This is a genomic window from Streptococcus sp. HMSC072C09 (genome assembly GCF_001813105.1).
GTDB lineage: Bacteria > Bacillota > Bacilli > Lactobacillales > Streptococcaceae > Streptococcus.
In genome coordinates, this window is record NZ_KV811500.1 from 4,876 (window position 1) to 30,599 (window position 25,724).

Sequence of the window (25,724 nt, forward strand, 5' to 3'; positions counted from 1 at the left end):
GAGGCTAGGACTTTTGTCCCAGCCTCTTTTTCTTATGCATGTGGGGGGAGCCAAGAAAGATCGAACTGAAGCAATTGGGCTTCAAGGAGATCCTGATGGGAAATCTCTTGCTGCTCTTTGCCATTTAATCGGGCTTTTTGGATGAAATAGGCACCTGTAGTATGGGAGTTGGCGCAGATCTTGAGCTCTTGCTTGGGAAGATGGAGAAGGACTTCTTTAAAGAGGGGGAGCCCTAGATCATAGATTGGTTTTCCTGGGCAGGTTGGGTAGAGTCCAAGGGCCGACCAGATGTACCAAGCAGATAGGCTACCGTTGTCCTCATCACCTGGATAGGCTTGGAAATCTTGATGGAAAGCTTGGGAACGGATCTGGTGGATAAGGAGATTGGTATATTCGGGGTGAAGACTATGGCGGAAGAGATAGGGAATGTGAAAGCTAGGCTGATTGGAGATGGCGATCTGCCCAAATGGAGCCTGGGCCATCTCACTCATTTCGTGGATTTCATAGCCGTAACCTGTTGCTTCAAATTGAGGTCTTTGATTGGCCAGATCCAGCAGTCGTTGGGTGAAAGCTCTTTTCCCCCCCATCAATTCTATTAGACCTGAGAGGTCGTGTAAGGCTCCAAAAGTAGCCTGGATTGCAGAGCATTCTGCATAATCTCCTCCCCAGCTGGTAGGAGAGAAGGGTTCTTTAAAGTTTCCATTGGTGGATCGCGCTCTCATGAAGCCTGTTTGGGTATCATACAATGTTCGGTAGGAGAGGCTGGAAGTAGCATACCGAGTAGCTGTTTCTGCATGCCCCAATTGCTTTGCAACGCTAGCAATGCAAAAATCACTATAGGCATAATCGAGGCTGTGGCTAACGCTTTCGTGAAAATCATCGGGTAGGTAGCCAAGCACTTTGTAGGCTTCATTGCCATGGCGACCAAAATGTTGCGTGGGATCCGTTTTTTGGGCTGTCTGGAGCATGGCTGTGAGCATGTTTTCATGTAGGTCTGGTGCGATCCCTTTTGTGACAGCATCTGCGAAGACTCCATCAATGAGAGTGCCTGGCATCATCCCTCGTTCATCTGGGGCCAACCATTTTGGTAGAAAACCAGTATCCTGGTAAGTGTTTAAAAATCCTTCGAGAAAGTGACGGTAATAATCGGGGTAGACAAGGCTAAAGAGCGGAAAAGATGTTCGGAAGAGATCCCAGAATCCGATATTGGTATAAGCTTTTCCTGGTTTGATTTCATTATGGGTGACATCCAGGTGCCAGTCATTTCCCTCGGTATCTGTTTCATAAAAGGTTTGAGGAAAAAGGAGGAGTCGGTACAGGCAGTGGTCGAAAAAGGCTTGATCACATCCTCCGTTATCTTTCACTTCAATTCGTTTTAGTAGCTGATTCCATTGATCAGCTGCTTCTTTTTTAGCTTTTTCTAAAGAAAGGTGAGGAAGATGGCTGTGAGCCATGTCTTGGGACAGATAAGAGCTTCCTAATTGGACGGTCACCTCATTGCTAGCAAAGGTGAGAAAAAGATCCTGATCGATGTGAGTGACAGTCTCGATCGGCTGGCTAAATTGCCACTGGAGATAGAAAGAGTAGGAAGTATCTGCGGTATGGGCCTGATCCAGAATGTGGAAGTGACAGGTGTGGTCTGTAAGGGTCAAGTCCTCTAGTTCATTTGCTGCATGAAAGCAGAGAGTCAATTTTTCTGGCGCTTGAAAGCGCATGACAGCCCCGTAGTGGCTTGGAACCAGCTCGCTTTGAATCTGATAACGTTCCGAAAAAATACGGAGGTAGTGGGGCTGAAAAAGAGCTTCTTTGATCGAATAACTGCTCTGGCGACGGAAGAGGTCGGAACTTGTAACTTCTCCTGTGATGGGCGTGATGAGGCACCAAGCGTAGTCTCCGATCCAAGGACTAGGCTGGTGGGTGAGGCGAAAACCCTGAAAAATAGGGAGATTGGGGTTGAAAAACCAAGCTCCTTGTTCGTGTGTCGTCTGGGGAAGAAAGTAATTCATTCCAAAAGGGACTCCGGTATAAGGGAGGGTGTTTCCGTGCGAATAGTGGGGATGATTATCACTTCCCCAGCGGGTATCGATGGTCTGGCAAGTAGTGTGCATCTGGTCTCCTTTTTCTTCATCAACCTTAAATGGTCTGTGTTTTTCTTTGGACACGCAGTGGTATTTTCTTCATTGTATCAAAGTGTTGTCAAATATGATAGCGTTTTTATCAAATGGAAAATTTTGTAGAAAAAGGGCTATAGTTTGCGTATGTATTTCCCCATTGAAATCTTTTATACTGAATAGGAAAGAATCGATACGTGTGAGGAAAAAAATGACCTATTCAAAAGAAATTGTGCGAGAATGGCTGGACCAAGTAGCAGAACGTGCCAAGGAGTACCCTGAATGGGTGGATGTCTTTGAGCGTTGCTATACAGACACTTTAGACAATACAGTTGAAATCTTAGAAGATGGCTCAACCTTTGTGTTGACAGGGGATATCCCAGCTATGTGGCTTCGGGACTCGACTGCTCAGCTTAGACCATACCTTCATGTGGCAAAAAGAGATCCTCGTTTGCGCCAGACCATTGCTGGTTTGGTTAAACGCCAGATGACTTTGATTCTCAAGGATCCCTATGCCAACTCTTTCAATATTGAGGAGAACTGGAAGGGGCATCACGAGACCGACCACACCGATTTGAATGGCTGGATTTGGGAACGCAAGTATGAAGTGGATTCGCTTTGCTATCCCTTGCAGTTGGCTTATCTTCTCTGGAAGGAAACTGGTGAGACTAGCCAATTTGATGAAACTTTTGTTACGGCGACCAAGGAAATTCTTCATCTCTGGACAGTGGAACAAGACCACAACCATTCACCTTATCGCTTTGTTCGGGATACGGATCGTAAGGAAGACACGTTAGTGAATGACGGCTTTGGTCCAGAATTTGCCGTGACAGGGATGACCTGGTCAGCCTTTCGTCCAAGTGATGATTGTTGTCAATATAGCTACTTGATTCCGTCAAATATGTTTGCGGTCGTTGTCTTGGGTTATGTGCAAAAAATCTTTGCAGAGTTGAATCTAGCTGATAGTGAAAGCATCATTGCTGACGCTAAACGTCTGCAAGCTGAGATTCAAGAAGGGATCGAAAATTATGCCTACACCACTAATAGCAAGGGTGAGAAGATTTATGCCTTTGAGGTAGATGGTTTGGGAAATGCTAGCATCATGGATGATCCTAACGTACCAAGTTTGTTAGCTGCTCCCTATCTGGGTTACTGTGCTATTGACGATGAGGTCTACCAAGCCACTCGTCGGACTATTTTGAGCCCTGAAAATCCTTACTTCTATGAAGGGAAGTACGCAAGTGGACTCGGAAGTTCCCATACCTTTTATCGCTATATTTGGCCGATTGCTTTATCCATCCAAGGATTGACAACGACGGACAAGGCAGAGAAGAAATTCTTGCTTGATCAGTTGGTTGCTTGTGATGGTGGCACGGGTGTCATGCACGAAAGCTTCCACGTAGATGATCCGACTAAATACTCGCGCGAATGGTTCTCTTGGGCCAACATGATGTTCTGCGAATTAGTCTTGGATTACTTGGATATTCGTTAATGAGCTGTCGCTCAACAGATTCTTCTAAAGATTCACAAATCTATTTTTAAATTTAAGTTAGAATGAGGTTTTACTCATGGAAAATGTTGTTGTACATATCATTTCTCACAGCCACTGGGATCGTGAGTGGTATCTACCTTTTGAAAGCCACCGCATGCAATTGGTGGAATTATTTGACAATCTGTTTGATCTTTTCGAAAATGATCCTGAATTCAAAAGCTTCCACTTGGATGGCCAAACCATCGTCCTTGATGACTATTTAGAAATTCGCCCTGAAAACCGTGACAAGGTGCAGCGTTATATCGACGAAGGCAAACTCAAGATTGGACCCTTCTATATCTTGCAGGATGATTACTTGATTTCCAGTGAAGCTAACGTCCGCAATACCTTGATTGGACAAGCGGAATGTGCCAAATGGGGCAAATCTACGCAGATCGGTTATTTCCCAGATACCTTTGGAAATATGGGGCAAGCTCCTCAAATCCTTCAAAAATCAGGGATTCACGTAGCGGCCTTTGGGCGTGGTGTCAAGCCAATTGGATTTGACAACCAAGTTCTTGGAGATGAGCAATTTACTTCTCAATTTTCTGAAATGTACTGGCAAGGGGCAGATGGTAGCCGTGTACTGGGCATTCTCTTTGCCAACTGGTACAGTAATGGGAATGAAATTCCAGTGGATAAAGACGAAGCATTGGCTTTCTGGAAACAAAAATTGGCAGATGTTCGTGACTATGCATCGACCAACCAATGGTTGATGATGAATGGTTGTGACCACCAACCGGTTCAACGAAACTTGAGTGAAGCCATTCGTGTGGCCAACGAACTCTTCCCTGACGTGACCTTTATTCACAGTTCCTTTGATGACTACGTGCAAGCAGTGGAAAGTGCCCTTCCTGAACAGTTATCAACGGTTACGGGAGAATTGACCAGCCAGGAAACCGATGGTTGGTACACACTGGCAAATACGTCTTCTTCTCGGATTTATCTCAAGCAAGCCTTCCAAGAAAACAGCAACTTACTCGAGCAAGTGGTGGAACCTTTGACCATCATCACTGGTGGACATAACCACAAGGATCAATTGACCTATGCCTGGAAGACGCTCTTACAAAATGCGCCACACGATAGTATTTGTGGATGTAGCGTGGATGATGTTCACCGTGAAATGGAAGTTCGTTTTGCTAAGGTCAATCAAGTCGGAAACTTTGTCAAGACCAACCTCCTCAATGAATGGAAAGAGAAACTCGCGACTCAAAAAGCCCAGAGTGAGCATCTCTTTACGGTCATCAATACAGGCTTGCATGATAAGGTGGATACCGTCAGCACGATCGTCGATGTAGCGGTTTGTCCATTTAAGGAGTTGCATCCGACAGAAGGCTTCAAGAAAATGGCAGCTTTGACCTTGCCAGACTATCATGTAGAAGATTTAGACGGTCATCTTGTAGAAGCAGATATTGAAGACTTGGGGGCAAGTTTTGGCTATACCTTGCCTAAGGATAAATTCCGCCAACCCTATATTGCACGTCAAGTGCGCGTGACGGTTCCGGTTCATTTGGCAGCCTTGTCTTGGACGACCTTCCAGCTCTTAGAAGGTAAAGCACCTCATCATGATGGTCTGTTCCAAAATGGGGTGATCGATACACCATTTGTAACCCTTAGTATCGATGATGGTTTAACCCTCTATGATAAAACGACCAATGAGGCTTATGAGGATTTCCTTCGCTTCGAAGACCGCGGTGATATCGGAAATGAATATATCTACTTCCAACCAAAAGGAACAGAGCCGATCTTTGCTCAACTGAAAGGTTATGAAGTTCTAGAAAACAATGCTCGCTATGCCAAAATCTTGCTCAAGCATGACTTGACCATTCCAGTCAGCGCAGATGAAAAATTGGATGCAGAACAAAGAGGCATTATCGAGTTTATGAACCGCCAGGTAAGACGCTCAGAAGAGCTGACAACCATCCCTCTTGAAACGGAGATGACCATCTTTGTAGATGACCCGCAAATTCGCTTCAAGACGCGCTTCACCAATACAGCCAAGGATCACCGTATCCGCCTCTTGGTGAAAACTCATAACACGCGTCCAAGCAACGACTCGGAAAGCATTTATGAGGTGGTGACACGGCCAAATAAACCGGCCGCTTCTTGGGAAAATCCTGAAAATCCCCAACACCAGCAAGCTTTCGTCAGCTTGTATGATGACGTCAAAGGGGTAACAGTAGCCAATAAAGGTTTACATGAATATGAAATTTTAGGGGATGATACCGTTGCCGTGACCATTCTTCGGGCTTCTGGAGAACTTGGTGACTGGGGCTATTTCCCAACACCAGAAGCACAATGCTTGCGGGCCTTTGAGGTGGAATATGCAGTAGAATGCCATCAATCTCAGGGGCGCTTCTCCGCTTATCGCCGAGCTAAAGCTTTACAGACACCGATGACTAGCCTCCAAGTTGAAAAACAAGAAGGAAGTGTAGCGGCGTCTGGTAGCTTATTCAAGCATACAGCCTTGACACATCCTCAGGTTTGCCCAACAGCCTTTAAGGTGGCTGAGAATGAAGAAGGTTATGTCCTTCGTTACTACAACATGAGTCAAGAAAATATCCGCGTGTCTGAAAAACAACAAACCATTCTTGACTTGTTGGAACGCCCATACCCAGTCCATTTAGGATTATTGGCACCACAGGAAATTCGTACAGAACTCATTCAAAAAGAAGAAATTTAATTTCAAAAAGTAAACATAAACAGAAAGGAGGAGCGAAAAAGTAAGAACCAACTGCAGATTCGCTCCTTTTTGCAGGTGAAAGCAATGACCATTGCAACAATTGATATCGGAGGGACTGGCATTAAGTTTGCTAGTCTAACTCCTGATGGAAAGATTTTAGATAAGACCAGCACCCCAACTCCAGAAACTCTAGAAGATTTATTGGCTTGGTTGGACCAACGCTTGTCAGAACATGACTATCGTGGGATTGCTATGAGTGTTCCAGGAGCGGTCAATCAAGAAACAGGTGTGATCGAGGGGATTAGTGCCATTCCTTATATCCATGGTTTTTCATGGTACCAGGCCCTTGCTCATCACCAGCTACCTGTCCATCTAGAAAATGATGCCAACTGTGTTGGACTTAGTGAACTGCTAGCTCATCCTGAGATTGAAAATGCAGCCTGTGTTGTCATTGGCACAGGGATTGGCGGGGCCATGATTATCAATGGCAAAATTCATCGTGGTCGCCATGGCTTGGGTGGAGAGTTTGGTTACATGACTACTATCGAACCAGCAGAAAAACTCAACAACTGGTCACTATTAGCTTCTACAGGAAACATGGTTCGCTATGTCATCGAAAAATCTGGTCAAACCGACTGGGATGGCCGTAAGGTTTACCAAGAGGCTGCAGCAGGCAATGCCCTTTGCCAAGAAGCCATTGAGCGGATGAATCGTAATCTTGCTCAAGGCTTGCTCAATATCCAGTATCTAATCGACCCAGATGTCATTAGCCTAGGTGGTTCTATCAGTCAGAACCCTGATTTTATCAAAGGGGTGCAAAAAGCAGTAGACGTCTTTGTGGAAAGATATGAAGAGTATACAATTGCGCCAGTTATCCAAGCTTGCACCTATCAGGCAGATGCCAATCTCTACGGTGCCCTTGTCAACTGGTTACAGGAGGAAAACCAATGGTAAATTTTACCGGAATTAGCAGTAAACAACAGCAAGCTATAGACTTACTTCAAAAGCACATTTCTCTACCAGATGTAGAAGTGGCAGTCGCTCAGTCTGACCAAGCTTCTATCTCTATCAAGGGTGAGGGCGGAGAATATCAATTGACTTATCGCAAACCTCACCAACTCTATCGCGCCTTGTCTGTTCTCGCAACAGTATTAGCAGAAGGTGATAAGGTGGAGATTGAGGAGCAAGCGGCTTATGAAGATTTAGCCTACATGGCTGACTGTTCGCGAAATGCGGTTCTAAATGTTGCATCTGCTAAGCAGATGATTGAAGTCTTGGCGCTCATGGGTTATTCAACCTTTGAGCTCTACATGGAAGACACCTATCAGATTGAAGGGCAACCTTATTTTGGTTATTTCCGCGGGGCTTATGCAGCTGAAGAATTACAGGAAATCGAAGCTTATGCCCAGCAGTTTGATATGACCTTTGTACCATGTATCCAGACCTTGGCCCACTTGTCAGCTTTTGTCAAGTGGGGTGTCAAAGAAGTCCAGCAACTCCGTGATGTAGAGGACATTCTCCTTATCGGCGAAGAAAAAGTTTACGACCTAATCGACGGCATGTTTGCTACTTTATCTAAACTACAAACACGCAAGGTCAATATCGGCATGGACGAAGCCCACTTGGTTGGTTTGGGACGCTATCTCATCTTAAATGGTGTTGTGGATCGTAGCCTCCTCATGTGTCAACATTTGGAGCGCGTGCTGGATATTGCAGACAAGTATGGTTTCCACTGCCAGATGTGGAGCGATATGTTCTTCAAACTCATGTCAGCAGATGGTCAGTACGACCGTGATGTCGAAATTCCAGAAGAAACTCGTGTTTACTTAGACCGTCTCAAAGACCGTGTGACCTTGGTTTACTGGGATTATTATCAGGATAGCGAAGAAAAATACAACCGTAACTTCGGTAACCACCACAAGATTAGCCAGGATATTGCCTTTGCAGGTGGTGCTTGGAAATGGATTGGTTTTACGCCCCACAACCAATTTAGCCACTTAGTAGCTATTGAAGCCAATAAAGCCTGCCGTGCCAATCAGATCAAGGAAGTCATCGTGACGGGATGGGCAGATAATGGTGGTGAAACAGCCCAATTCTCTATCTTACCGAGCTTGCAAATTTGGGCAGAACTCTGCTACCGCAATGACCTAGACCGTTTGTCAGCTCATTTCGAAACCAATACAGGTCTATCCGTTGAGGACTTTATGCAGCTTGACCTTGCCAACCTCTTACCAGACCTGCCAGGTAATATACATGGTATCAACCCTAACCGCTATACCTTTTATCAGGATGTTCTCTGCCCAATTCTTGACAAGCACATGACACCTGAACAGGACAAACCACACTTTGCCCAAGCAGCTGAGACTCTTTCTGACATTAAAGAAAAAGCTGGAGTCTACGCTTATCTTTTCGAAACTCAGGCCCAGTTGAATGCTATTTTAAGTGGCAAGGTTGATGTAGGCCGACGCATTCGTCAAGCCTATCAAGCAGATGATAAAGAAAACTTGCAACAAATCGCTAGGGAAGAATTACCAAAATTAAGAAGCCAGATTGAAACCTTCCACAAGCTCTTTAGCCAGCAATGGTTGAAAGAAAACAAGGTCTTTGGCTTGGATACAGTAGACATCCGTATGGGTGGACTCTTGCAACGCATCAAGCGAGCAGAAAATCGGATTGAAGACTATCTAGCCGGTTCTATCTCACGTATCGATGAACTAGAAGTAGAGATTTTGCCATTCAACGATTTCTACGCAGACAAGGATTTCGCAGCAACAACAGCTAACCAGTGGCATACCATTGCGACAGCTTCGACCATTTATACAACCTAAAAAATGCCAAGTTGGATGACAGATGTCTCATCCACGGTGGATAGGAGTAGAAGAGGAGCTGTGTTTACAATCGCCCTTTTCTACTCCTTTTTTAAAGCTATGTCATAAATTTGTAGAATTTTTTCTATAATTAGGAGTTTGAAAATAGAAAATGGCTATCTTATAATAAGTATTGTAAACGCTACCAAAGCAAAAACACGCTCAAGGCTCAAAGGGGGGAGTTAAATGAAAAAGTTTGTAAGGACTCTGAGAGAAAATTTCATTTTTCTTTTAATGGTCTTACCGGGTGCAGCGTGGTTAATCTTATTCTTCTATATTCCGGTTTTTGGGAATATCGTAGCATTTAAGGACTATCATATCACAGGAGAGGGCTTCATCGACAGTGTCATGAAGAGTAAATGGGTTGGTTTTGACAACTTCAAGTTCCTCTTTAGTTCCAAAGATGCCTACATTATTACAAGAAATACGGTCTTGTACAACTTAGGATTTATCTTCTTAGGATTGATTGTTTCCGTTGGGATCGCCATCATCTTTAGTGAGTTGAGATCAAAAAGAGTGGTCAAGGTGCTTCAAACCTCCATGCTCTTCCCATACTTCCTATCATGGGTTATCATCAGCTTCTTCACCGATGCCTTCCTGAACGTGGACAAAGGATTGGTCAACCACATCTTAGCTTCGTTTGGTATGAAAGCCATCAATTTCTACTCGGAATTGTGGATCTGGCCAGCGCTTCTCCTCTTCTTAGGAATCTGGAAAGGCTTTGGTTATAGCAGTGTCATGTACTATGCAACCATCATGGGAATTGACCCAACTTACTATGAAGCAGCGACCGTGGATGGTGCGTCTAAGTGGCAACGCATTCGCAACATCACCATTCCTCAGTTGTCTTCCTTGATTACAGTCTTGACCATTCTTGCAGTCGGAAATATCTTCCGCGCAGACTTCGGTCTCTTCTACCAAATCCCGCATAATGCTGGAGCGCTCTATAGTGTGACCAACGTTATTGATGTTTATGTCTACAACGGTTTGACCAAGTCAGGGGATATCGGGATGACAGCAGCAGCCGGTCTTTACCAATCGGTAGTCGGTTTGGTTCTTGTTTTAATCTCAAATATCATTGCCCGTCGCATTGATAAGAATGCCGCTCTCTTCTAGAAAGGAGGATCGTATGAAAAAATCAACCATTCAAAAAGAAAAAATTGATAATGTCGGGATCCATTCTTTCAGTAAGAAGAGCAACTTCTTCTTTACCTTGTTGTTGACCTTAGTCGGATTGACCTGTGTACTTCCCTTCATCTTCGTTGTCATGATCTCTTTGACAGACGAACAAAGTTTGGCAGTCCATGGATTCCAATTCTGGCCAGCAAAATTTGGATTTGATGGTTACCTTTTCTTGGTACAGTTCAAAGACAAAATCTTGCAAGCCCTCTTCATTACCTTGTTTGTGACTATTGTGGGAACAGCATGTAATGTCTTTATCACAACAACCTATGCTTATGCTATCTCACGGAGTACCTTTAAATACCGCAAGTTCTTTACCGTATTTTCACTCCTTAGTATGCTCTTTAGTGCAGGGTTGGTTCCAAGCTACATTGTGACCACTCAACTCTTGCAGTTAGGTGATACCATCGGGGCTTTGATTATCCCAATGTTGCTCAGTCCATTTAACATCATCTTGATGCGGACCTTCTTTAAACGGACCATTCCAGAAGCTATCCTTGAATCCGCTCGGATCGATGGGGCAAGTGAAACACGGATCTTTTTCCAAATCTGCTTGCCATTGTCTCTACCAGGGATTGCGACTATCAGTTTGTTCACTGCTTTAGGGTTCTGGAACGACTGGTTCAATGCCCTCCTCTATATTAAGAGTGACAACCTTTACCCATTGCAATACCTCTTGATGCAAATCCAAAACAATATGGATTACATCGCTAAAAACGTCGGGGTATCCGGCCAATTGGCAGGAGCTGTACAATCCATCCCACGGGAAACAGGACGTATGGCCATGGTGGTTGTGGCAACAGTGCCAATCGCCATTCTCTATCCATTCTTCCAACGCTACTTTGTAAAAGGCTTGACCATCGGTGGTGTGAAAGAATAACATCGTTCATTGAAAATCAGCAGGATTTTCAACTCATAACTTAGTCTAAAAAGAAAATAACATAAAGGAGATTTTTCTTATGAAAAATTGGAAAAAATACGCGTTAGCATCTGCTAGTGTCATCGCTCTTGGAGCTACTCTTGCTGCTTGTGGAAACCTTACAGGGAACAACAAGAAGTCAGCAACAACTGAAGACGGTAAACCAATCATCAAGATGTACCAAATCGGTGATAAACCAGATAACTTGGATGTTCTTCTTAAAAACGCCAACAAGATCATTGAAAAGAAAGTTGGCGCAAAATTGGATATTCAATATCTTGGTTGGGGTGACTACGCACAAAAAATGAACGTTATCATCTCATCTGGTGAAAACTATGATATTGCCTTTGCTAATAACTACGTGATCAACGCTCAAAAAGGTGCTTATGCTGACTTGACAGAATTGTACAAGAAAGAAGGGAAAGACCTTTACAAAGCACTTGACCCAGCTTACATCAAAGGGAACACTGTAAATGGTAAGATCTATGCTGTTCCAGTAGCAGCTAACGTGGCATCTTCTCAAAACTTTGCCTTCAACGGACCACTTCTTGAAAAATATGGTATCGACGTTTCAAACGTGAAAGACTATGCTTCTCTTGAACCAGTCTTGAAAGCTATCAAAGAAAAAGATCCAAACGTTGTTCCATTTGCAATGAACAAGAGCTACGGTGGACCTTCAGATGACTTCGACTATGTGGCTGTTGATGGACTTCCATTCGTTGTTGACTTGAAAGGTGACACCACTAAGATCGTTGACCGTTACACAATTCCTCGTTATGTAGAAAACTTGAAGACTCTTCACAAATACTACGAAGCAGGATACATTCCAAAAGACGTAGCAACGAGCGACACTGGTTATGATCTTTCTCAAGATACATGGTTGGTTCGTGAAGAAACAGTAGGACCAGCTGACTACGGTAACAGCTTGCTTTCTCGTGTAGCAAACCGTAAGATCGACATCAAACCATTTACTGAACTGTACAAGAAAAACAACACCACTCAAGTAGCTAACTTTGTTATCTCAAACAACTCTAAGAACAAAGAAAAAGCTATGGAAGTGTTGAATCTCTTGAATACTAACCCAGAACTCTTAAACGGTCTTGTTTATGGACCAGAAGGCAAGAACTGGGAAAAAGTTGCCGGCAAAGAAAACCGTGTCAAAGTCTTGGATGGCTACAACGGAAACACTCACATGTCTGGATGGAACACTGGTAACAACTGGATTCTTTACATCAACGAAAACGTAACTGATGAACAAATTGCACAATCTAAGAAAGATTTGGAAACTGCAAAAGAATCTCCAGCACTTGGCTTCATCTTTAACACAGATAAAGTGAAATCAGAAATCACTGCTCTTACAAATACTTTGAACCAATTTGCAGGTGCTATCAATACTGGTACTGTGGATCCTGAAGTAGAAGTTCCTAAGATGCTTGAAAAATTGAAATCAGAAGGTGCTTACCAAAAAGTGCTTGACGAAATGCAAAAACAATACGACGAATTCCTTGCTTCTAAAAAATAAGAACAGGTAGTTCGAAAAAGGCTTTGGAGGAATCTCCAGAGCCTTTTCATGTCTTTATGAAAATAGAACTGTAAATGAAAATCAATATTTCAATTTACCAATGCAAATAAGGGAAAGCGTTTTATTTTTATGGTATAATAGAATCACTAATTGGAAAAGAGGCTGAATGATGGGAAAAATCATCGAGTTCATTTTTACGAGAGTCTATGTTGCTATGCTGGTAACAGGGATTTTTTGGGTCTTGACGATCTGTGGGGGTGTTCTACTAGGAGTAGGACCGGCTAGTGCCACTATCATGAGCCTCTATGCGGAAAATGGCATGACCTACAAGGACTATCATTGGTCACGCGCTTGGGAACTCTTCAAAGAAAATCTACGCCCGGCCAATCAAGTCTTTTATACCTTCTTTGCCATTGAAGGGGTTCTCCTCTATGGCATGTACCTCATGGTCCAGATTCCTCACTTGAATTTCTTCCAAATTTTGGTTCTCTTGTTTAATCTGGTTTTCCTCTTGGTTGCGCCTCTAGCTTACGCCGTTTATTTGAAATTGCAAGTTCATTTTGATCTCTCTTATGCCAACAGTATCAAGCTCAGTTTGATCGGAATGTTGCTGGACATTCGTCCGGTTCTCAAGCTCATCCTTGGAACCGCGCTACTTGGTGTCATTAGCTACTATATGCCAGCCCTTCTCTTTTTCGTCTTGATCGGTGTATGGCATTTCTTTGTCAATGATATCTTTGACCCTGTTTATCAAAACATCCACGAAAAATTGGTATCCTAACGATGAAAAAAATCTGGTTAAGTACGCTTTTAAAATTCTACGCCTATGTCATGGTGGTCATTTTGACCATTATGGGCCTGGTTGTTGCGGGGATCTCTTGGAAAAACCAGCAAGCTGAAGCCGACCGGATCGCCCAACGGGTCTTGACCGAAGTGGTGACGGATCTTGAGACCTCTTATCAGCGGGTCACACAAGAAGGGCGTAGCCTCGTTGAAAACCCTGCAAAATTAGAAGGAGTTTATCGCTATTTTACCTTGTCACCATCGGAGTATGAGACTTGGCGATTGAATGCCCAATTTCCTTCGTATATCCAATTGTCCCTACATAAGAATATTGACAGCCTCTATTTGAGCAATAAAAACATCGAGGGTATCGATGTCACCTTGTCTGATTACAAGACGGTATTTGTCTCTACCCGGCAATCACAGGGAGGCAAGCAAGTCTCAGCGGACCATTACAAGGCTCCTGCGACAGCCATTCCGGTTCCTTTGACAGATCCGACTACGGGTGCTGGAGTTGGGATAGCTTATATGACGCTGGACCAAGAAATTTTGACGGCAACGATTGATAATGCCAGAGGCGATCTTCCGATCGCTGTGCGGATTTTCACTCCCTTTGGGAAAGAGATGTACCATGAAGGGGATAAGGGGCAATCAAAAGATGTTAAATGGCAAACCCGTAGCACGATCTATGGCTACAAGGTGGATGTAGCTGTTTCTGAAAGTTATCTGGTCAAAAAGGGTCTAGCTAACCTGACCACTTTCCTCTCCATTGCTTTCCTAATTTTCTTGATCCTTTACTTGTTATTACGGCAGATTTTCAAAAATTACCGTCGCCAAGTCCTTGATCTGGTCGATACCATGAATCTAATCAGTCAAGGCGATAGTGAACGACGGATTGATACCTCGACCAAGGACCAAGAACTGCTGGTTATTGGTAATATGATCAATACCATGTTGGACAATATGGATAAGAATATTCGGGATATCTATCAGCTACAGCTCAGCCAAAAGGATGCCAATATGCGGGCACTACAAGCCCAGATCAATCCCCATTTCATGTACAATACACTGGAATTTATCCGGATGTATGCCGTCATGCAAGAGCAGGATGAATTGGGTGATATTATCTATGAGTTTAGTAGTCTCTTGCGCAATAATATCTCAGATGAGCGAGTGACGACGGTTGAAAATGAGCTCGAATTTTGTCGCAAATACAGCTACCTCTGCATGGTACGTTATCCCAAATCGATCGCCTATGGCTTTAAGATCGATCCAGGTTTGGAAAAAATGAAGATTCCAAAATTCACCATCCAGCCTTTGGTCGAGAACTATTTTGCACATGGAGTGGATCACAAACGCAAGGACAATGTGATTAGTGTCAAAGTCTTGCAAGGAGAAGGGCAAGTCATGATTCTAGTTACTGATAATGGGCGCGGGATGGAAGAAGAACAGCTAGAAAGCATTCAAGAAATGCTAGCCAATCGCAATCCACGCTCAGAAATCGAAGAAAAGAGTGGTCGGCAGTCCATCGGAATTGTCAATGTCCATGAACGCATGCTACTCTATTTTGGAGATCGCTACCATATCCAAGTCTTCTCCCAACCTCACCATGGAGTGACCTATACGATAACCATTCAAGATGAATAAAGGAGACAGAATGTACAAAGTCTTATTAGTAGACGATGAGTATATAATTACAGAAGGGTTAAAAAAATTAATCCCCTTTGACCACTGGAATATGGAAGTGGTCGCAACTGCAGAAGATGCAGACCAGGCCCTTGATTATGTGCGAGAGTATCCGGTAGATGTGGTGATCACGGATGTCAATATGCCTGGAAAGACCGGACTTCAGATGATTGCTGAGATGAAGGATTTGATGCCAGATGCTGCTTTTATCATTATGTCAGGCTATCAGGATTTTGAATATGTCAAAACAGCCCTCAATTTGCGCGTGGCAGACTACCTGCTCAAACCGGTCAATAAGGTGGAGATGGGCAATATCCTAGAAAAAATCCAGCACCAAATCCAGCAACCAAGCCAAGAGTTGGCCAACCGCTTGATTCACGATGACATCTCTGAGGAAGAGTTTTGTCGGTATATCGCAGGCCGGAATTCACTGTGGATTGGGATTGCTAAGGAGAAAAAAGGTTTTATCAGCTCGTCTTACCAAGTTCTCGGGCAAAATCTTCAACTCTTTATCTCAGATCAAGAAGAAGAAGCCATGATTGAGAAGGCCTTTGAGCCACCTTATAAGGAGCACTTTCATCAATTTAAGGACCTAGTGGAGCGGAGTCTCTTTTATGGAGCGACCCCTCTCAATCAAGATGAAGAGGTCTTCCATTACTACGAGCCGGCCTACCGGGTGATCATGCAAGGAAATATCCAACAGATCTTAGAAGAACTGGACTGGTTGGAAAAAATGATCCTTGAGAAGACACCCAAGGTTTCGCTGACCAAGCAACTCTTTATCCAATTTTTGATGGATGTCTTTCATTTGTTTGAATACCTACAAGGAGATGATTTGGCCGATGTGGTCAAGAAAGTCCAAGAAGCTGCTACCTTTAGAGAGATGATTAGCTTTATCCAGGAAGAATTGTCCCGTTTCTTATCCCACTATCGGATGAACGAAAATGTAGCGAGTGTCCTCCAAGTGATTAGCCGTGATTACCAAAAAGAGCTGTCGCTCAAGGACATCAGTCAGGCTCTCTTTATCAATCCAGTCTATTTAGGCCAATTGATTAAACGAGAAACCAATGCAACGTTCGCAGAACTCCTCAACAAACAGCGGATTAAGGCTGCCCAGCAGCTCCTCTTATCGACCAATGACAGCATTGAAGATATCTGCTATAAAGTTGGTTACAGTAATGTAGGCTATTTCTACAAGGTTTTCCGTAAACTCTGTGGGAAATCGCCTAAAACCTATCGCTTACAAGTCATGACAGAGCATACAGAAGATGAGTAAAAGGCTGAGACGATTTGTCTCAGCTTTTTAATTGAAGATAAAGTCTTCTTAGAAACTTTCCTTAGGTGAGTAGATAACAGAAGGTCAGAGACTCTGAAGCTAAGTTTTGAGTATTTTTTAATTTGACAAATATAAGTAGACAGTGTATACTTTATAAAAAGTAGACGGCGTATACTTTGATAGGGAAAGGTGGTCAAATGAAACGGAATACGGAAGAACTGAAAGAAAAGTTAATTTCGGTCGGCATTGAAGAAATTAGAACTAACGGGATTGACCGGATGTCTATGCGTACAATAGCTCAAAAATGTGGGGTGACTCATGGAGCTCCCTATAAGCATTTTGGAAGTAAAGATAGATATATTCAAGTGGTTATGGAACACTTATCAATGTTCTTTTTGACAAATATGATACAAGGGATTGATACTTCCATAGATGCAAGAACTCAACTAATTCTGATGGGCTGTAACTTTGTAAGGTTTGCCCAAGAGGAAACCTATCTATTTGAAGCATTATTTATCAAATTTCCATATAACTATTTGGAGCTATCCCAGGAAACTATTTCAGTCAACTCCTCTTTACCAGGATTTGAACATTTTAAGTCGGTAGCGTTAAGACTTAAAGATGAGGAAAATCTTTCTAGTAGTGACGCAGAAATTTTGATCCATTTTTGGAGTTTTATTGCTGGTTTGGCTCTATTGGTAAGGAGTCCCGTTGGAGAAAGCTTTAAAGAAAATGATGTTCAAAAGACCGTCAGAACGATGCTTGATATTTATATAAAAGGAGATAGCTGATGAATGTTTTAATAATCTATTCACATCCGAATGAAACAAGTTATAATGCATCAATCCTTCAAACTGTGCAAAAGCATTTAGCACCAGAGCATAGGGTTAAAATAGTAGACTTATATAAAGAAAACTTTGATCCGGTTTTACGTTTTGATGAAAGGCATAAAAGGAGAGATTTACAGCATAATGAAGACATGAAACCGTATAGAGATTTATTGAGTTGGGCGGATCAGTTGATTTTTATTTTCCCTACTTGGTGGAGTGGAATGCCAGCTATTTTAAAAGGTTTTATTGATCGTGTTTTTGTTGCAGGTTTTGCTTATCAGAATGGACCTCGAGGTCCGGTGGGGCAACTAGATGGAAAAGCATGGATCATTACGACGCATAATACGCCAAAAATTTTTCTTCCTTTTTCTCAAGACTACGCAAAGGTTCTAAAATCCCAAATCTTGAAACCCTGTGGTATTAAACCGGTTAAAGTGACACAAGTTACACGAGTGGAATATATGAGTGATCGTCAACGGAAAGAAGAACTCGAAAAAATCGCACAAATAGCAAAAAGGATTTAAAAAGTGCTTTACAAGTCATGACAGAGCATGCAGAAGATGAGTAAAAAGGCTGAGACAAATCGTCTCAGCCTTTTTACTTTAAGTCCTTTGTATCTTGATTTTCCCAACTAGAAGCTCAGCTTCAATGGTGATTTCTGTGAGTTGGGTCCAGTCGATTTTTTCTTGGTCAACGTGAAATAGAAGAGGGGTCATAGCGAGGAGCGCTTGGCGTTCTTCAGGAGTTAAACTCTTGGTGAGGCTGACTGTTTCGGATGAGAGAATTTGGCAGTGGTCTTCAAAGTGCTCCAAAATTTCCTGGTTGGAGTAGGATTGCTTGGTCAATTGATCTTGGGCCAACTGACGAATTTCTTTCAGATGAGAAGAGGTTGGGACGACTTTAATGATCACCCCTTCAGCCTTTAAGACACGCTCAAATTCAGCGTAATTAGCCGGGGAGAAGATGTCCAAAATGACCTCTATACTCTTGGATTGAATGGGTAAATGAGCCAAGTCTCCTACAAACCAATTGACCTTCCAGCTAGTGTCACTCTTGGCAGCTAGTTGCACAGATTCCTTTGAAAGATCAAAGGCATAGAAAGTAGCTTCGGGATAAGCTTCTTGTAGCTTTCGGGAGTAATAGCCTTCTCCACAACCGGTATCTAGAATCTTGGCATCACTGGTCGGAATTTTTTGTCCGATCGCTGTTAGAATCGGCTCATAAAAACCTGCTTCTAGGATTAGCTGGCGATTCTGGAAATTTTCTTTGTCATAGTCCTTTGATTGTTTGATCTGGGGAGCCAGGTTGACATAGCCAAATTTCGCCAAATCAAAAGAATGGCCCTTGGGACATTTAAAACTGGTCTCCACAAGTTCTAGGTCCAGTTGACAGATGGGACAGGCAAAAGCAGTGGCTGTTTGAAATCGTTGTAATTTTGGTTTAATCGGTGTATTCATATTAGTAGTGTAACAAAAGAGCCTCTAGATAGCAACCGATGCTCTAATAGAGTACCAAACAGAATATGAGCTGATAGAAAAAGGAAATTCACTGATGCCAATTTTAAAGGACTTGAATCAATGGGGAAAAGAATGGCTGCAATAAATTTTTTCCTCATTTTAATCTCTTCTATCTCGCCACTCATCTCTTCATTTTGACCACTTATCCCCAAAAGCCATTTTTTAAGCGGCTTTTTTGTTAGACTGGTTTTATCAAAAGGAGAGAGAACATGATATTACAAGCTAAAAACATCAGTAAACGATATGGAAATCATTTAGCCGTAAACAATATTCATTTACAGTTTGAAAAGGGAACCTTTAATGCGATTCTAGGACCAAATGGGGCGGGGAAATCAACGACGATTTCCATGTTGATTGGTTTGAAACAACCAACGCAAGGTGAAATCATCTATGAACCAGGTACTAAAATTGGTGTGGTCTTCCAAACCAGTGTTTTAGATGAGATGCTAACGGTTAGAGAAAATTTGACCATTCGTGCGAGACAGTACAAAGACCTAAAACCAAATCGTGTGTCTGATCTTATTGATCGGCTAGGTCTATCAGCTTTCCAAAAGCAGAAATACGGGACGCTTTCAGGTGGCCAAAAGCGTCGGGTTGACATTGCGCGTGCCCTGCTCTCACAACCAGATATTCTGTTCTTAGACGAACCAACGACAGGTTTGGATATCCAAACCCGAAAGTCTATTTGGGATTTGCTCTATCAATTGCAGAAAGAAGAGGGGATGACTGTTGTTTTGACCACGCATTATCTTGACGAAGCAGATGAAGCTGATCAGATTTATATTGTAGACCATGGGGAAGTGATTGCTCAAGGATCGGCACTAGATATTAAGAGTCAGTATGCTACTAATATCTTGAAGATTCGTTTCAAGGAGATGCAGCAGATAGAAAGTCTCAAATCTTCGGGAATGTCAGTAGAGCAACAAAGTCAATTGGAGTATATTTTTCAACCCAAGAGTGAAAGGGAAGCCATTGATTACCTGGCGCAAGTTAGAGATAATCTAGCCCATTTTGAGTTTCGTCCAGGGACCATGGATGATGCCTTTATTGCACTTACAGGAAGGGAGGTTCGCTAATGCTAGCCTTACTAAAGCGAAATTTTTTATTGTACTTCAGAAATCGTTCAGGAGTTTTCTTCTCTCTGTTGGGAGCCTTGATTTCCTTTATTCTTTATATTATTTTTCTTCAAAAAAATCTAACAGATGCTTGGGCTCAGCTCCCCAATAGTGGTCCTGTGTTAAATAATTGGTTAATGAGTGGGACGCTGGCTGTGACAGGGATTACGACAAGTCTGGCTGCCCTGACTCAGCTAGTAAAGGATCGTGAACATCAAGTAGATCAGGATCTTTATTTATCGGATCAAGGAAAGTGGCGGTTACCATTTTCGTATCTAACGAGCGCAATCATCATCTCTTTTTTCATGCAGGCCCTTATGTATGTGCTGATGTGTGGCTATTTTAGAGAAGTTCCACCCCTTTCTCTATTACCTGAAGTGCTCCTCATCATGCTGTTTAGTAGCCTGCTTTCTAGTTTAGTGAATGCCATTTTTGTTTATTTTTTCCAATCCGTAGACAGTCTTGGGAAGTTTGCGACCATAGTGGGTACAGCTTCCGGTTTTTTGGTAGGGACTTATGTACCTTTAGGTGTTCTACCTGATTTTGCACAACTACTAATGAAATGTACTCCAGCAACTTATATTGCTGCACTTTATCGACAAGCACTCATGAAAGAAGCAGTGAGCGAAACCTTTAAGGGGCGAGATGATCTTCTTCGAGAATTTCAAGAAAAAATGGGCGTTCAGCTCAAATGGCAAGCCTTATTGACAAAGGAACAAACATACCTTATAGTGTTAGGTGGTATTCTTCTAGCTTTGGGGATTTGGATTTCCTTAGCAAAAAGATCGAGTAAAAGAAAGTAAGTGAGAATTGGAGTAGGAATGAAGATTCGTTTTGAGGAAAAACAGGATATCCCAGAAAACGATCCCTGTGTGGTCATTCAAGCCAAGCAATTATCTGATCAAGCCCGAGAGGTGATGGACTATCTCGAACAATTTTCGACAGTGAATCAAGTAGTGATCCCTATCAAAACAGATGATCATTTGATCATGGTGAAAATTGATGACATTATTCTAGCCGAGATTGATAAGAATCAGCTAACCATTTATACGACAGACAAAACGTTCATCATCAGAGATACTTTGACAAATTTTCAACATCGGATTAATCGTCGTAATTTTTTACAGATATCCCGCCACGCGGTGATGAATATCGACCATTTGGAATCGCTATCGGATAGTTTTTCAGGCAATATGATGGCTAAACTGACACGCGGAGTGAAATCAAGTGTCAGTCGGAAATATGTCAAATCCTTGATGGATTATTTAGGGGTATAGGAGAAAGTGATGAAACGATTTATAGCTTATTTTGTATCTGGTATGAGGACAGGTTCCTTCTTTTATTTGTGTTTGGTGTTATTATCCCATCTCTATCCCAACATCGTATATCCTGCTGTGAATGTCCGCAACATCCTAGCGATCTTTTTAATGAGTGGAACAATGGGAGTCTTGACGTTCATTCTTGAGGAAGAAGAGTTTTTGACCTATAGTTTGCGTGTGGTCCTGCATTTAGTTGTGACAGCTACCATCTTAGCATTGACCTACTTGTTTTTTGGCTGGGGGACAGCCTTACGGAGCCCGATTCCTTGGTTAATCTTTCTAGCCATTTACGGCCTGATCTGGCTTTACCAGATTTGGCAACTCCATAAAAAAACTCAACGAATCAACCAAGCTTTGTTGCATCGCAGAAAAGGGAAGTAGTCCCAGAAAAAAGTATATAAGAAAACCACGAAGTTTCGTATTAACTTCGTGGTTTTACTTTCTTAATAAGTCAAAACAAAGTATTTTTTCTTACCGCGACGGATAACGGTCAATTCGTTCTCTAATTTATCGCTATCGCTCAAGACATAGTCAAGGTCTTGGATGCGTTCGCCGTTAACGTAGATAGCACCATTTTGAACATCTTCGCGGGCTTGGCGTTTAGAATTGACCACACCAGCTGTGACCAAGAGTTCAACAATGTTGAGGTTGTCTTCTGCTTGTACCTGGTAGTTTGGCACACCACGAAGGCCTTGTTTGAGTTCTTTGACAGAAAGGTTTTTGATGTTTCCTGCAAAGAGTTGTTCTGTGATGTTGAGGGCTTCCTTGTAGGCTTCTTCGCCGTGGACAAGGGTAACCACTTCACGCGCCAAGATCTTTTGAGCCAAGCGTTCATGAGGAGCAGCCTCAAACTGTTTACGGATCTCTTCAATCTCATCAAGTGACAAGAAAGTGAAGATCTTCAAGAAGCGCACAGCATCTGCATCCATCACATTCATCCAGAATTGGTACATTTCGTATGGAGATGTTTTGTCTGCATTGAGCCAGACCGCATTGCCTTCTGATTTACCGAATTTCTTACCAGTTGCATCTGTGATCAAAGGCACAGTCATAACATGACCAGTTTTATCTGCTTTACGACGCATCAACTCAGTACCAGCTGTCATGTTTCCCCATTGGTCAGATCCACCGATTTGAAGGGTTACATTGTGTTCTTGGTTGAGGACGTAGAAGTCATAGCCTTGCATAATTTGGTAGGCAAACTCTGTGTAAGAAATCCCTGTTTCAATCCGTTTTTTAACAGATTCTTTACTCATCATAGCATTGACTGTAAAGTATTTTCCGACATCACGAAGGAAGTCAATAAAGCTAATGCTTCCGAACCAATCGTAGTTGTTGACCATTTCGGCTTTATTGTCCCCATTTTCAAAATCGAGGAAACGAGACAATTGCCCTTGAATGGAGCGAACCCATTCTTGTACAGTTTCTTTTGTTTGGAGACTACGTTCAGCATCTTTGAAGGACGGATCACCAATGAGACCAGTCGCACCGCCAACGAGCGCATAAGGTTTGTGGCCTGCTAGTTGAAGGCGACGGCTCGTCAAGATGGCAACCAAGTGACCAAGGTGAAGGCTGTCAGCAGTTGGATCATAACCAGTATAATAAGAAACCTGACCTTCTTCCAGTGCTTTGCGTAAGGCTTCTTCATCCGTCGTTTGAAATACCAAACCACGCTCTTTGAGCTCATCAAAAATGTGCATGTGTCTTTTCTCCTTTATAAGTTTATTCATTTCTCTATTCTACCATAAACCACGGAAATGGCAATGGTTTCCATCATTTTCTTGTCCTGGCCCAAGAAGAATGAGTGACGATTTCTACGCTCTTGTGATTGAAAACAAAGGGCCTAATCTGCTATAATATAGGGAACAAGGAGAAAGAATCAGTGAATCAATTAAAAGAGAAACTGCAAGAGTTTTGGAAGAAAGTCCAAAAATTCTTTGCAAAGATGTATACAGAAACTCCGAATAAGGAAAAAAATGAGGAAAGTAGCTGGTCTGTCGGTGATATTTTTGCGACCTTTTTGCGAACCCTCAAACTCTTGTGGGATGTCATGATCGCCCTGTTCGTGTGCCTCTTTTTATTTGGCGCAGGGATCGGGATTGGTTATGCGGCGAGCCTCTTTAGTAACGTCAAGGTTCCAAAGACAGAAGAATTGGTCCAGCAGGTCCGCAACGTCAGCAGTGTTTCAAAACTGACCTATTCCGATAAGAGTTTGATTGCAGAAGTGGACAGTGATTTGATCCGCACACCAGTAACAGGAGACGCCATTTCAGACAATGTCAAGAAGGCTGTGATCGCTACTGAGGATGAGAATTTTGAAAGCCACAAGGGGGTTGTGCCTAAAGCCGTTCTTCGGGCAACACTCGGATCTGTAGCCGGTGTGGGCTCCTCTAGTGGGGGATCAACCCTGACCCAGCAGTTGATCAAACAGCAAGTCGTGGGAGACGCTCCAACCTTTACTCGTAAGGCGACAGAGATTGTCGATGCCTTGGCTTTAGAGCGGGGAATGGATAAAAATGAAATCCTAACCACCTACTTAAATGTTTCGCCTTTTGGACGCAATAATCGGGGACAAAATATTGCAGGTGTGGAAGCTGCAGCTCAAGGGATCTTTGGCGTCTCTGCAAAAGACTTGTCTGTTCCACAAGCAGCCTTTATCGCTGGTTTGCCACAAAGTCCGATTGTCTACTCTCCTTATGCTGCAGACGGTAGCCTAAAGAGCAAGGAGAATCTCGAGTTAGGTCTGGCGCGTGCCAAAGACGTTTTGTTCAATATGTACCGGACGGGAGCCTTGTCGAAAAAAGACTATGAGACCTATGCTCAATACGACTTGACCAAAGACTTCATGGCTCCAGATGGCATCGAGAAAACACCGCATGACTACCTCTACTTCCAAGCCATGGAAGAAGCAAAAGAGGCCATGTATGATTACTTGATCAAGCGAGACAATGTCACCAAGCAAGACTTGAAAAATAATGAAACCGTCAAGGCTTACCAGGAATTAGCTGAGAGCGAGTTGCGCGAAGGTGGCTACACCATTCAAACCACGATTAACAAACCGGTTCACAATGCGATGCAGGCGGCAGTAGCGAATTTTGGAAGCGTCTTGGATGATGGGACGGGTCTTGTAGAAGTTGGGAATGTCCTTATGGACAACCGAACGGGTGCCGTTTTAGGATTTATCGGTGGACGGAATTTTGACGGCAACCAAAACAACCATGCTTTTGATACAGAGCGTTCCCCAGGGTCTACTATCAAACCATTGTTGGCCTATGGGATTGCCATCGACCAAGGCTTGATGGGAAGCAATAGCATCCTTTCTAACTACCCGACTAATTTCTCAAGTGGTGAGCCAATCATGCACGTGGATAGCCGAGGGACAGCCATGATGGATCTCCGTGAGGCCCTCAATACCTCATGGAATATTCCAGCTTACTGGACTTACCGGACCCTTCGTGAAAAGGGTGTGGATGTCCCATCCTACATGAAGAAAATGGGCTATGATATCCCTGAATATGGCATTGAGAGTCTGCCAATGGGGGGAGGAATTGAGGTCACTGTTGCCCAACATACCAATGGTTTCCAAACCATTGCTAACAATGGGAACTACCTCAAACGCTACATGGTAGAGCAAATCATTGATCGAGATGGGGATGTAGTATACAAGCACGAGGCAGATCCTGTTCGTGTTTACTCTCCAGCGACGGCAACGATTATGCAGGATCTCTTGCGCGGGGTTATTACGTCTGGTGCTACAACGACCTTTAAGTCACGGATTAGCCAAGTCAATCCAACGCTGGCAGGTGCTGACTGGATTGGAAAAACCGGTACCACTAACTCAAATGGGGATATGTGGCTCATGCTGTCCACCCCTAATGTTTCTTTAGGAGGTTGGATTGGCCATGACAACAATGCTTCTATGCAGACCTTGACTGGATACAACAACAATGCCCAATACATGGCGCAGTTGGCAAATGCGATCTACCAAGCAGATCCAAGTCTCTTCGGAATTCAGGATAAATTCACTCTCGATAAGAGTGTGATCCGCTCTGAAGTGCTCAAATCGACTGGTGAAAGACCGGGTCGCGTCAATGTCAATGGCCGGGATATCGATGTGAGCGGTCAAATGGTGACGAGCCTTTGGGCCAAAAACGGAGCGCCAACCACTCAATACCGCTTTGCCATCGGGGGATCGGATAGCGATTACCAAAGTGCTTGGGCAGCGATTCTCGGTAATAGCAGTGGAAATCAGTCCAATAATAAGAACAATTCGACAACCAATAGTTCATCCAGCAATAGTTCAAATCGAAACAGCTCAAATCGTGGCAATCGACGCTAGTCTGAGCCAGTAGAAAACCTGGAGAAAGCCTTGATTTTTGGAGC

The 25,724-nt window shown here is 43.2% G+C and carries 20 protein-coding genes and 1 pseudogene; 18 read left to right on the plus strand and 3 right to left on the minus strand.

The genetic code is table 11. The features are described 5' to 3' along the window. Positions 1 to 32: 32 nt before the first annotated feature. Positions 33 to 2,108 (minus strand): GH92 family glycosyl hydrolase, encoded by a 2,076-nt coding sequence (locus HMPREF2893_RS04490; protein ID WP_070674591.1) that lies wholly within the window; start codon positions 2,106 to 2,108, stop codon positions 33 to 35. Positions 2,109 to 2,322: 214 nt separating this feature from the next. On the opposite strand from HMPREF2893_RS04490, the gene HMPREF2893_RS04495 reads away from it, so the two are divergent. The 12 genes from HMPREF2893_RS04495 to HMPREF2893_RS04550 all read left to right on the plus strand — a co-directional run bounded on the left by HMPREF2893_RS04495 (position 2,323) and on the right by HMPREF2893_RS04550 (position 17,914). Beyond that, on the plus strand, positions 2,323 to 3,603 hold the full coding sequence (locus HMPREF2893_RS04495; protein WP_070674594.1) for a glycoside hydrolase family 125 protein: 1,281 nt from the start codon (positions 2,323 to 2,325) through the stop codon (positions 3,601 to 3,603). Positions 3,604 to 3,679: 76 nt separating this feature from the next. After that, positions 3,680 to 6,325, plus strand: a complete 2,646-nt coding sequence (locus HMPREF2893_RS04500) for an alpha-mannosidase (RefSeq protein ID WP_070674598.1) — start codon at positions 3,680 to 3,682, stop codon at positions 6,323 to 6,325. Between the two features lie 84 nt (positions 6,326 to 6,409). Next, entirely contained in the window at positions 6,410 to 7,279 is an 870-nt protein-coding gene (locus HMPREF2893_RS04505) for an ROK family protein (RefSeq protein WP_070674601.1), read from the plus strand. Further along, complete coding sequence (locus tag HMPREF2893_RS04510) at positions 7,273 to 9,153, plus strand: beta-N-acetylhexosaminidase (protein ID WP_070674604.1); 1,881 nt, start codon at positions 7,273 to 7,275, stop codon at positions 9,151 to 9,153. Before HMPREF2893_RS04505 ends, HMPREF2893_RS04510 begins: the two co-directional genes overlap by 7 nt. 225 nt (positions 9,154 to 9,378) lie before the next feature. Next, positions 9,379 to 10,308, plus strand: coding sequence for an ABC transporter permease (locus tag HMPREF2893_RS04515; RefSeq protein WP_070674606.1), 930 nt, complete (start codon positions 9,379 to 9,381; stop codon positions 10,306 to 10,308). Between the two features lie 13 nt (positions 10,309 to 10,321). Continuing rightward, positions 10,322 to 11,254, plus strand: a complete 933-nt coding sequence (locus HMPREF2893_RS04520) for a carbohydrate ABC transporter permease (RefSeq protein WP_003004100.1) — start codon at positions 10,322 to 10,324, stop codon at positions 11,252 to 11,254. 79 nt (positions 11,255 to 11,333) lie between these two features. Further along, on the plus strand, positions 11,334 to 12,815 hold the full coding sequence (locus tag HMPREF2893_RS04525) for an ABC transporter substrate-binding protein (RefSeq protein ID WP_045758982.1): 1,482 nt from the start codon (positions 11,334 to 11,336) through the stop codon (positions 12,813 to 12,815). A gap of 169 nt (positions 12,816 to 12,984) precedes the next feature. After that, the gene (locus tag HMPREF2893_RS04530) at positions 12,985 to 13,596 is read left to right on the plus strand and encodes a YesL family protein (RefSeq protein WP_045758983.1); all 612 of its coding nucleotides are present in this window, start codon (positions 12,985 to 12,987) and stop codon (positions 13,594 to 13,596) included. Between the two features lie 2 nt (positions 13,597 to 13,598). Continuing rightward, the gene (locus HMPREF2893_RS04535; protein ID WP_070674609.1) at positions 13,599 to 15,245 is read left to right on the plus strand and encodes a sensor histidine kinase; all 1,647 of its coding nucleotides are present in this window, start codon (positions 13,599 to 13,601) and stop codon (positions 15,243 to 15,245) included. Between the two features lie 10 nt (positions 15,246 to 15,255). Beyond that, positions 15,256 to 16,560, plus strand: a complete 1,305-nt coding sequence (locus tag HMPREF2893_RS04540; protein WP_070674612.1) for a response regulator transcription factor — start codon at positions 15,256 to 15,258, stop codon at positions 16,558 to 16,560. A 197-nt stretch (positions 16,561 to 16,757) separates the two neighbouring features. Beyond that, positions 16,758 to 17,351: a TetR/AcrR family transcriptional regulator gene (locus HMPREF2893_RS04545; protein ID WP_003004492.1), complete on the plus strand. Its 594-nt coding sequence runs from the start codon at positions 16,758 to 16,760 to the stop codon at positions 17,349 to 17,351. Then, the gene (locus HMPREF2893_RS04550; protein ID WP_014712763.1) at positions 17,351 to 17,914 is read left to right on the plus strand and encodes an NAD(P)H-dependent oxidoreductase; all 564 of its coding nucleotides are present in this window, start codon (positions 17,351 to 17,353) and stop codon (positions 17,912 to 17,914) included. Before HMPREF2893_RS04545 ends, HMPREF2893_RS04550 begins: the two co-directional genes overlap by 1 nt. Before the next feature lie 78 nt (positions 17,915 to 17,992). Here HMPREF2893_RS04550 and HMPREF2893_RS04555 read toward each other — a convergent pair whose 3' ends face one another. After that, positions 17,993 to 18,847, minus strand: a complete 855-nt coding sequence (locus tag HMPREF2893_RS04555) for a putative RNA methyltransferase (RefSeq protein WP_049472888.1) — start codon at positions 18,845 to 18,847, stop codon at positions 17,993 to 17,995. 58 nt (positions 18,848 to 18,905) lie between these two features. Here HMPREF2893_RS04555 and HMPREF2893_RS10565 point away from each other — a divergent pair. The 5 genes and pseudogenes from HMPREF2893_RS10565 to HMPREF2893_RS04580 form a co-directional block, all read left to right on the plus strand. Then, positions 18,906 to 18,992: pseudogene (locus HMPREF2893_RS10565) on the plus strand (winged helix-turn-helix transcriptional regulator); the annotation flags it as partial. Between the two features lie 124 nt (positions 18,993 to 19,116). After that, complete coding sequence (locus HMPREF2893_RS04565) at positions 19,117 to 19,983, plus strand: ABC transporter ATP-binding protein (RefSeq protein WP_070674615.1); 867 nt, start codon at positions 19,117 to 19,119, stop codon at positions 19,981 to 19,983. Beyond that, positions 19,983 to 20,825: an ABC transporter permease gene (locus HMPREF2893_RS04570; RefSeq protein WP_070674618.1), complete on the plus strand. Its 843-nt coding sequence runs from the start codon at positions 19,983 to 19,985 to the stop codon at positions 20,823 to 20,825. The genes HMPREF2893_RS04565 and HMPREF2893_RS04570 overlap by 1 nt, the downstream gene beginning before the upstream one ends. An 18-nt stretch (positions 20,826 to 20,843) precedes the next feature. Next, the gene (locus HMPREF2893_RS04575) at positions 20,844 to 21,299 is read left to right on the plus strand and encodes a LytTR family DNA-binding domain-containing protein (protein ID WP_070674621.1); all 456 of its coding nucleotides are present in this window, start codon (positions 20,844 to 20,846) and stop codon (positions 21,297 to 21,299) included. 9 nt (positions 21,300 to 21,308) lie between these two features. Continuing rightward, on the plus strand, positions 21,309 to 21,722 hold the full coding sequence (locus HMPREF2893_RS04580; RefSeq protein WP_070674624.1) for a DUF3021 domain-containing protein: 414 nt from the start codon (positions 21,309 to 21,311) through the stop codon (positions 21,720 to 21,722). Between the two features lie 62 nt (positions 21,723 to 21,784). Here the strand turns inward: HMPREF2893_RS04580 and tyrS are convergent, their stop codons facing one another. Further along, positions 21,785 to 23,041: a tyrosine--tRNA ligase gene (gene tyrS / locus HMPREF2893_RS04585; RefSeq protein WP_003004779.1), complete on the minus strand. Its 1,257-nt coding sequence runs from the start codon at positions 23,039 to 23,041 to the stop codon at positions 21,785 to 21,787. A 182-nt stretch (positions 23,042 to 23,223) separates the two neighbouring features. Between tyrS and pbp1b the strand changes: the two genes are divergently transcribed. After that, on the plus strand, positions 23,224 to 25,680 hold the full coding sequence (gene pbp1b, locus HMPREF2893_RS04590) for a penicillin-binding protein PBP1B (RefSeq protein WP_070674627.1): 2,457 nt from the start codon (positions 23,224 to 23,226) through the stop codon (positions 25,678 to 25,680). Positions 25,681 to 25,724 lie beyond the last annotated feature (44 nt).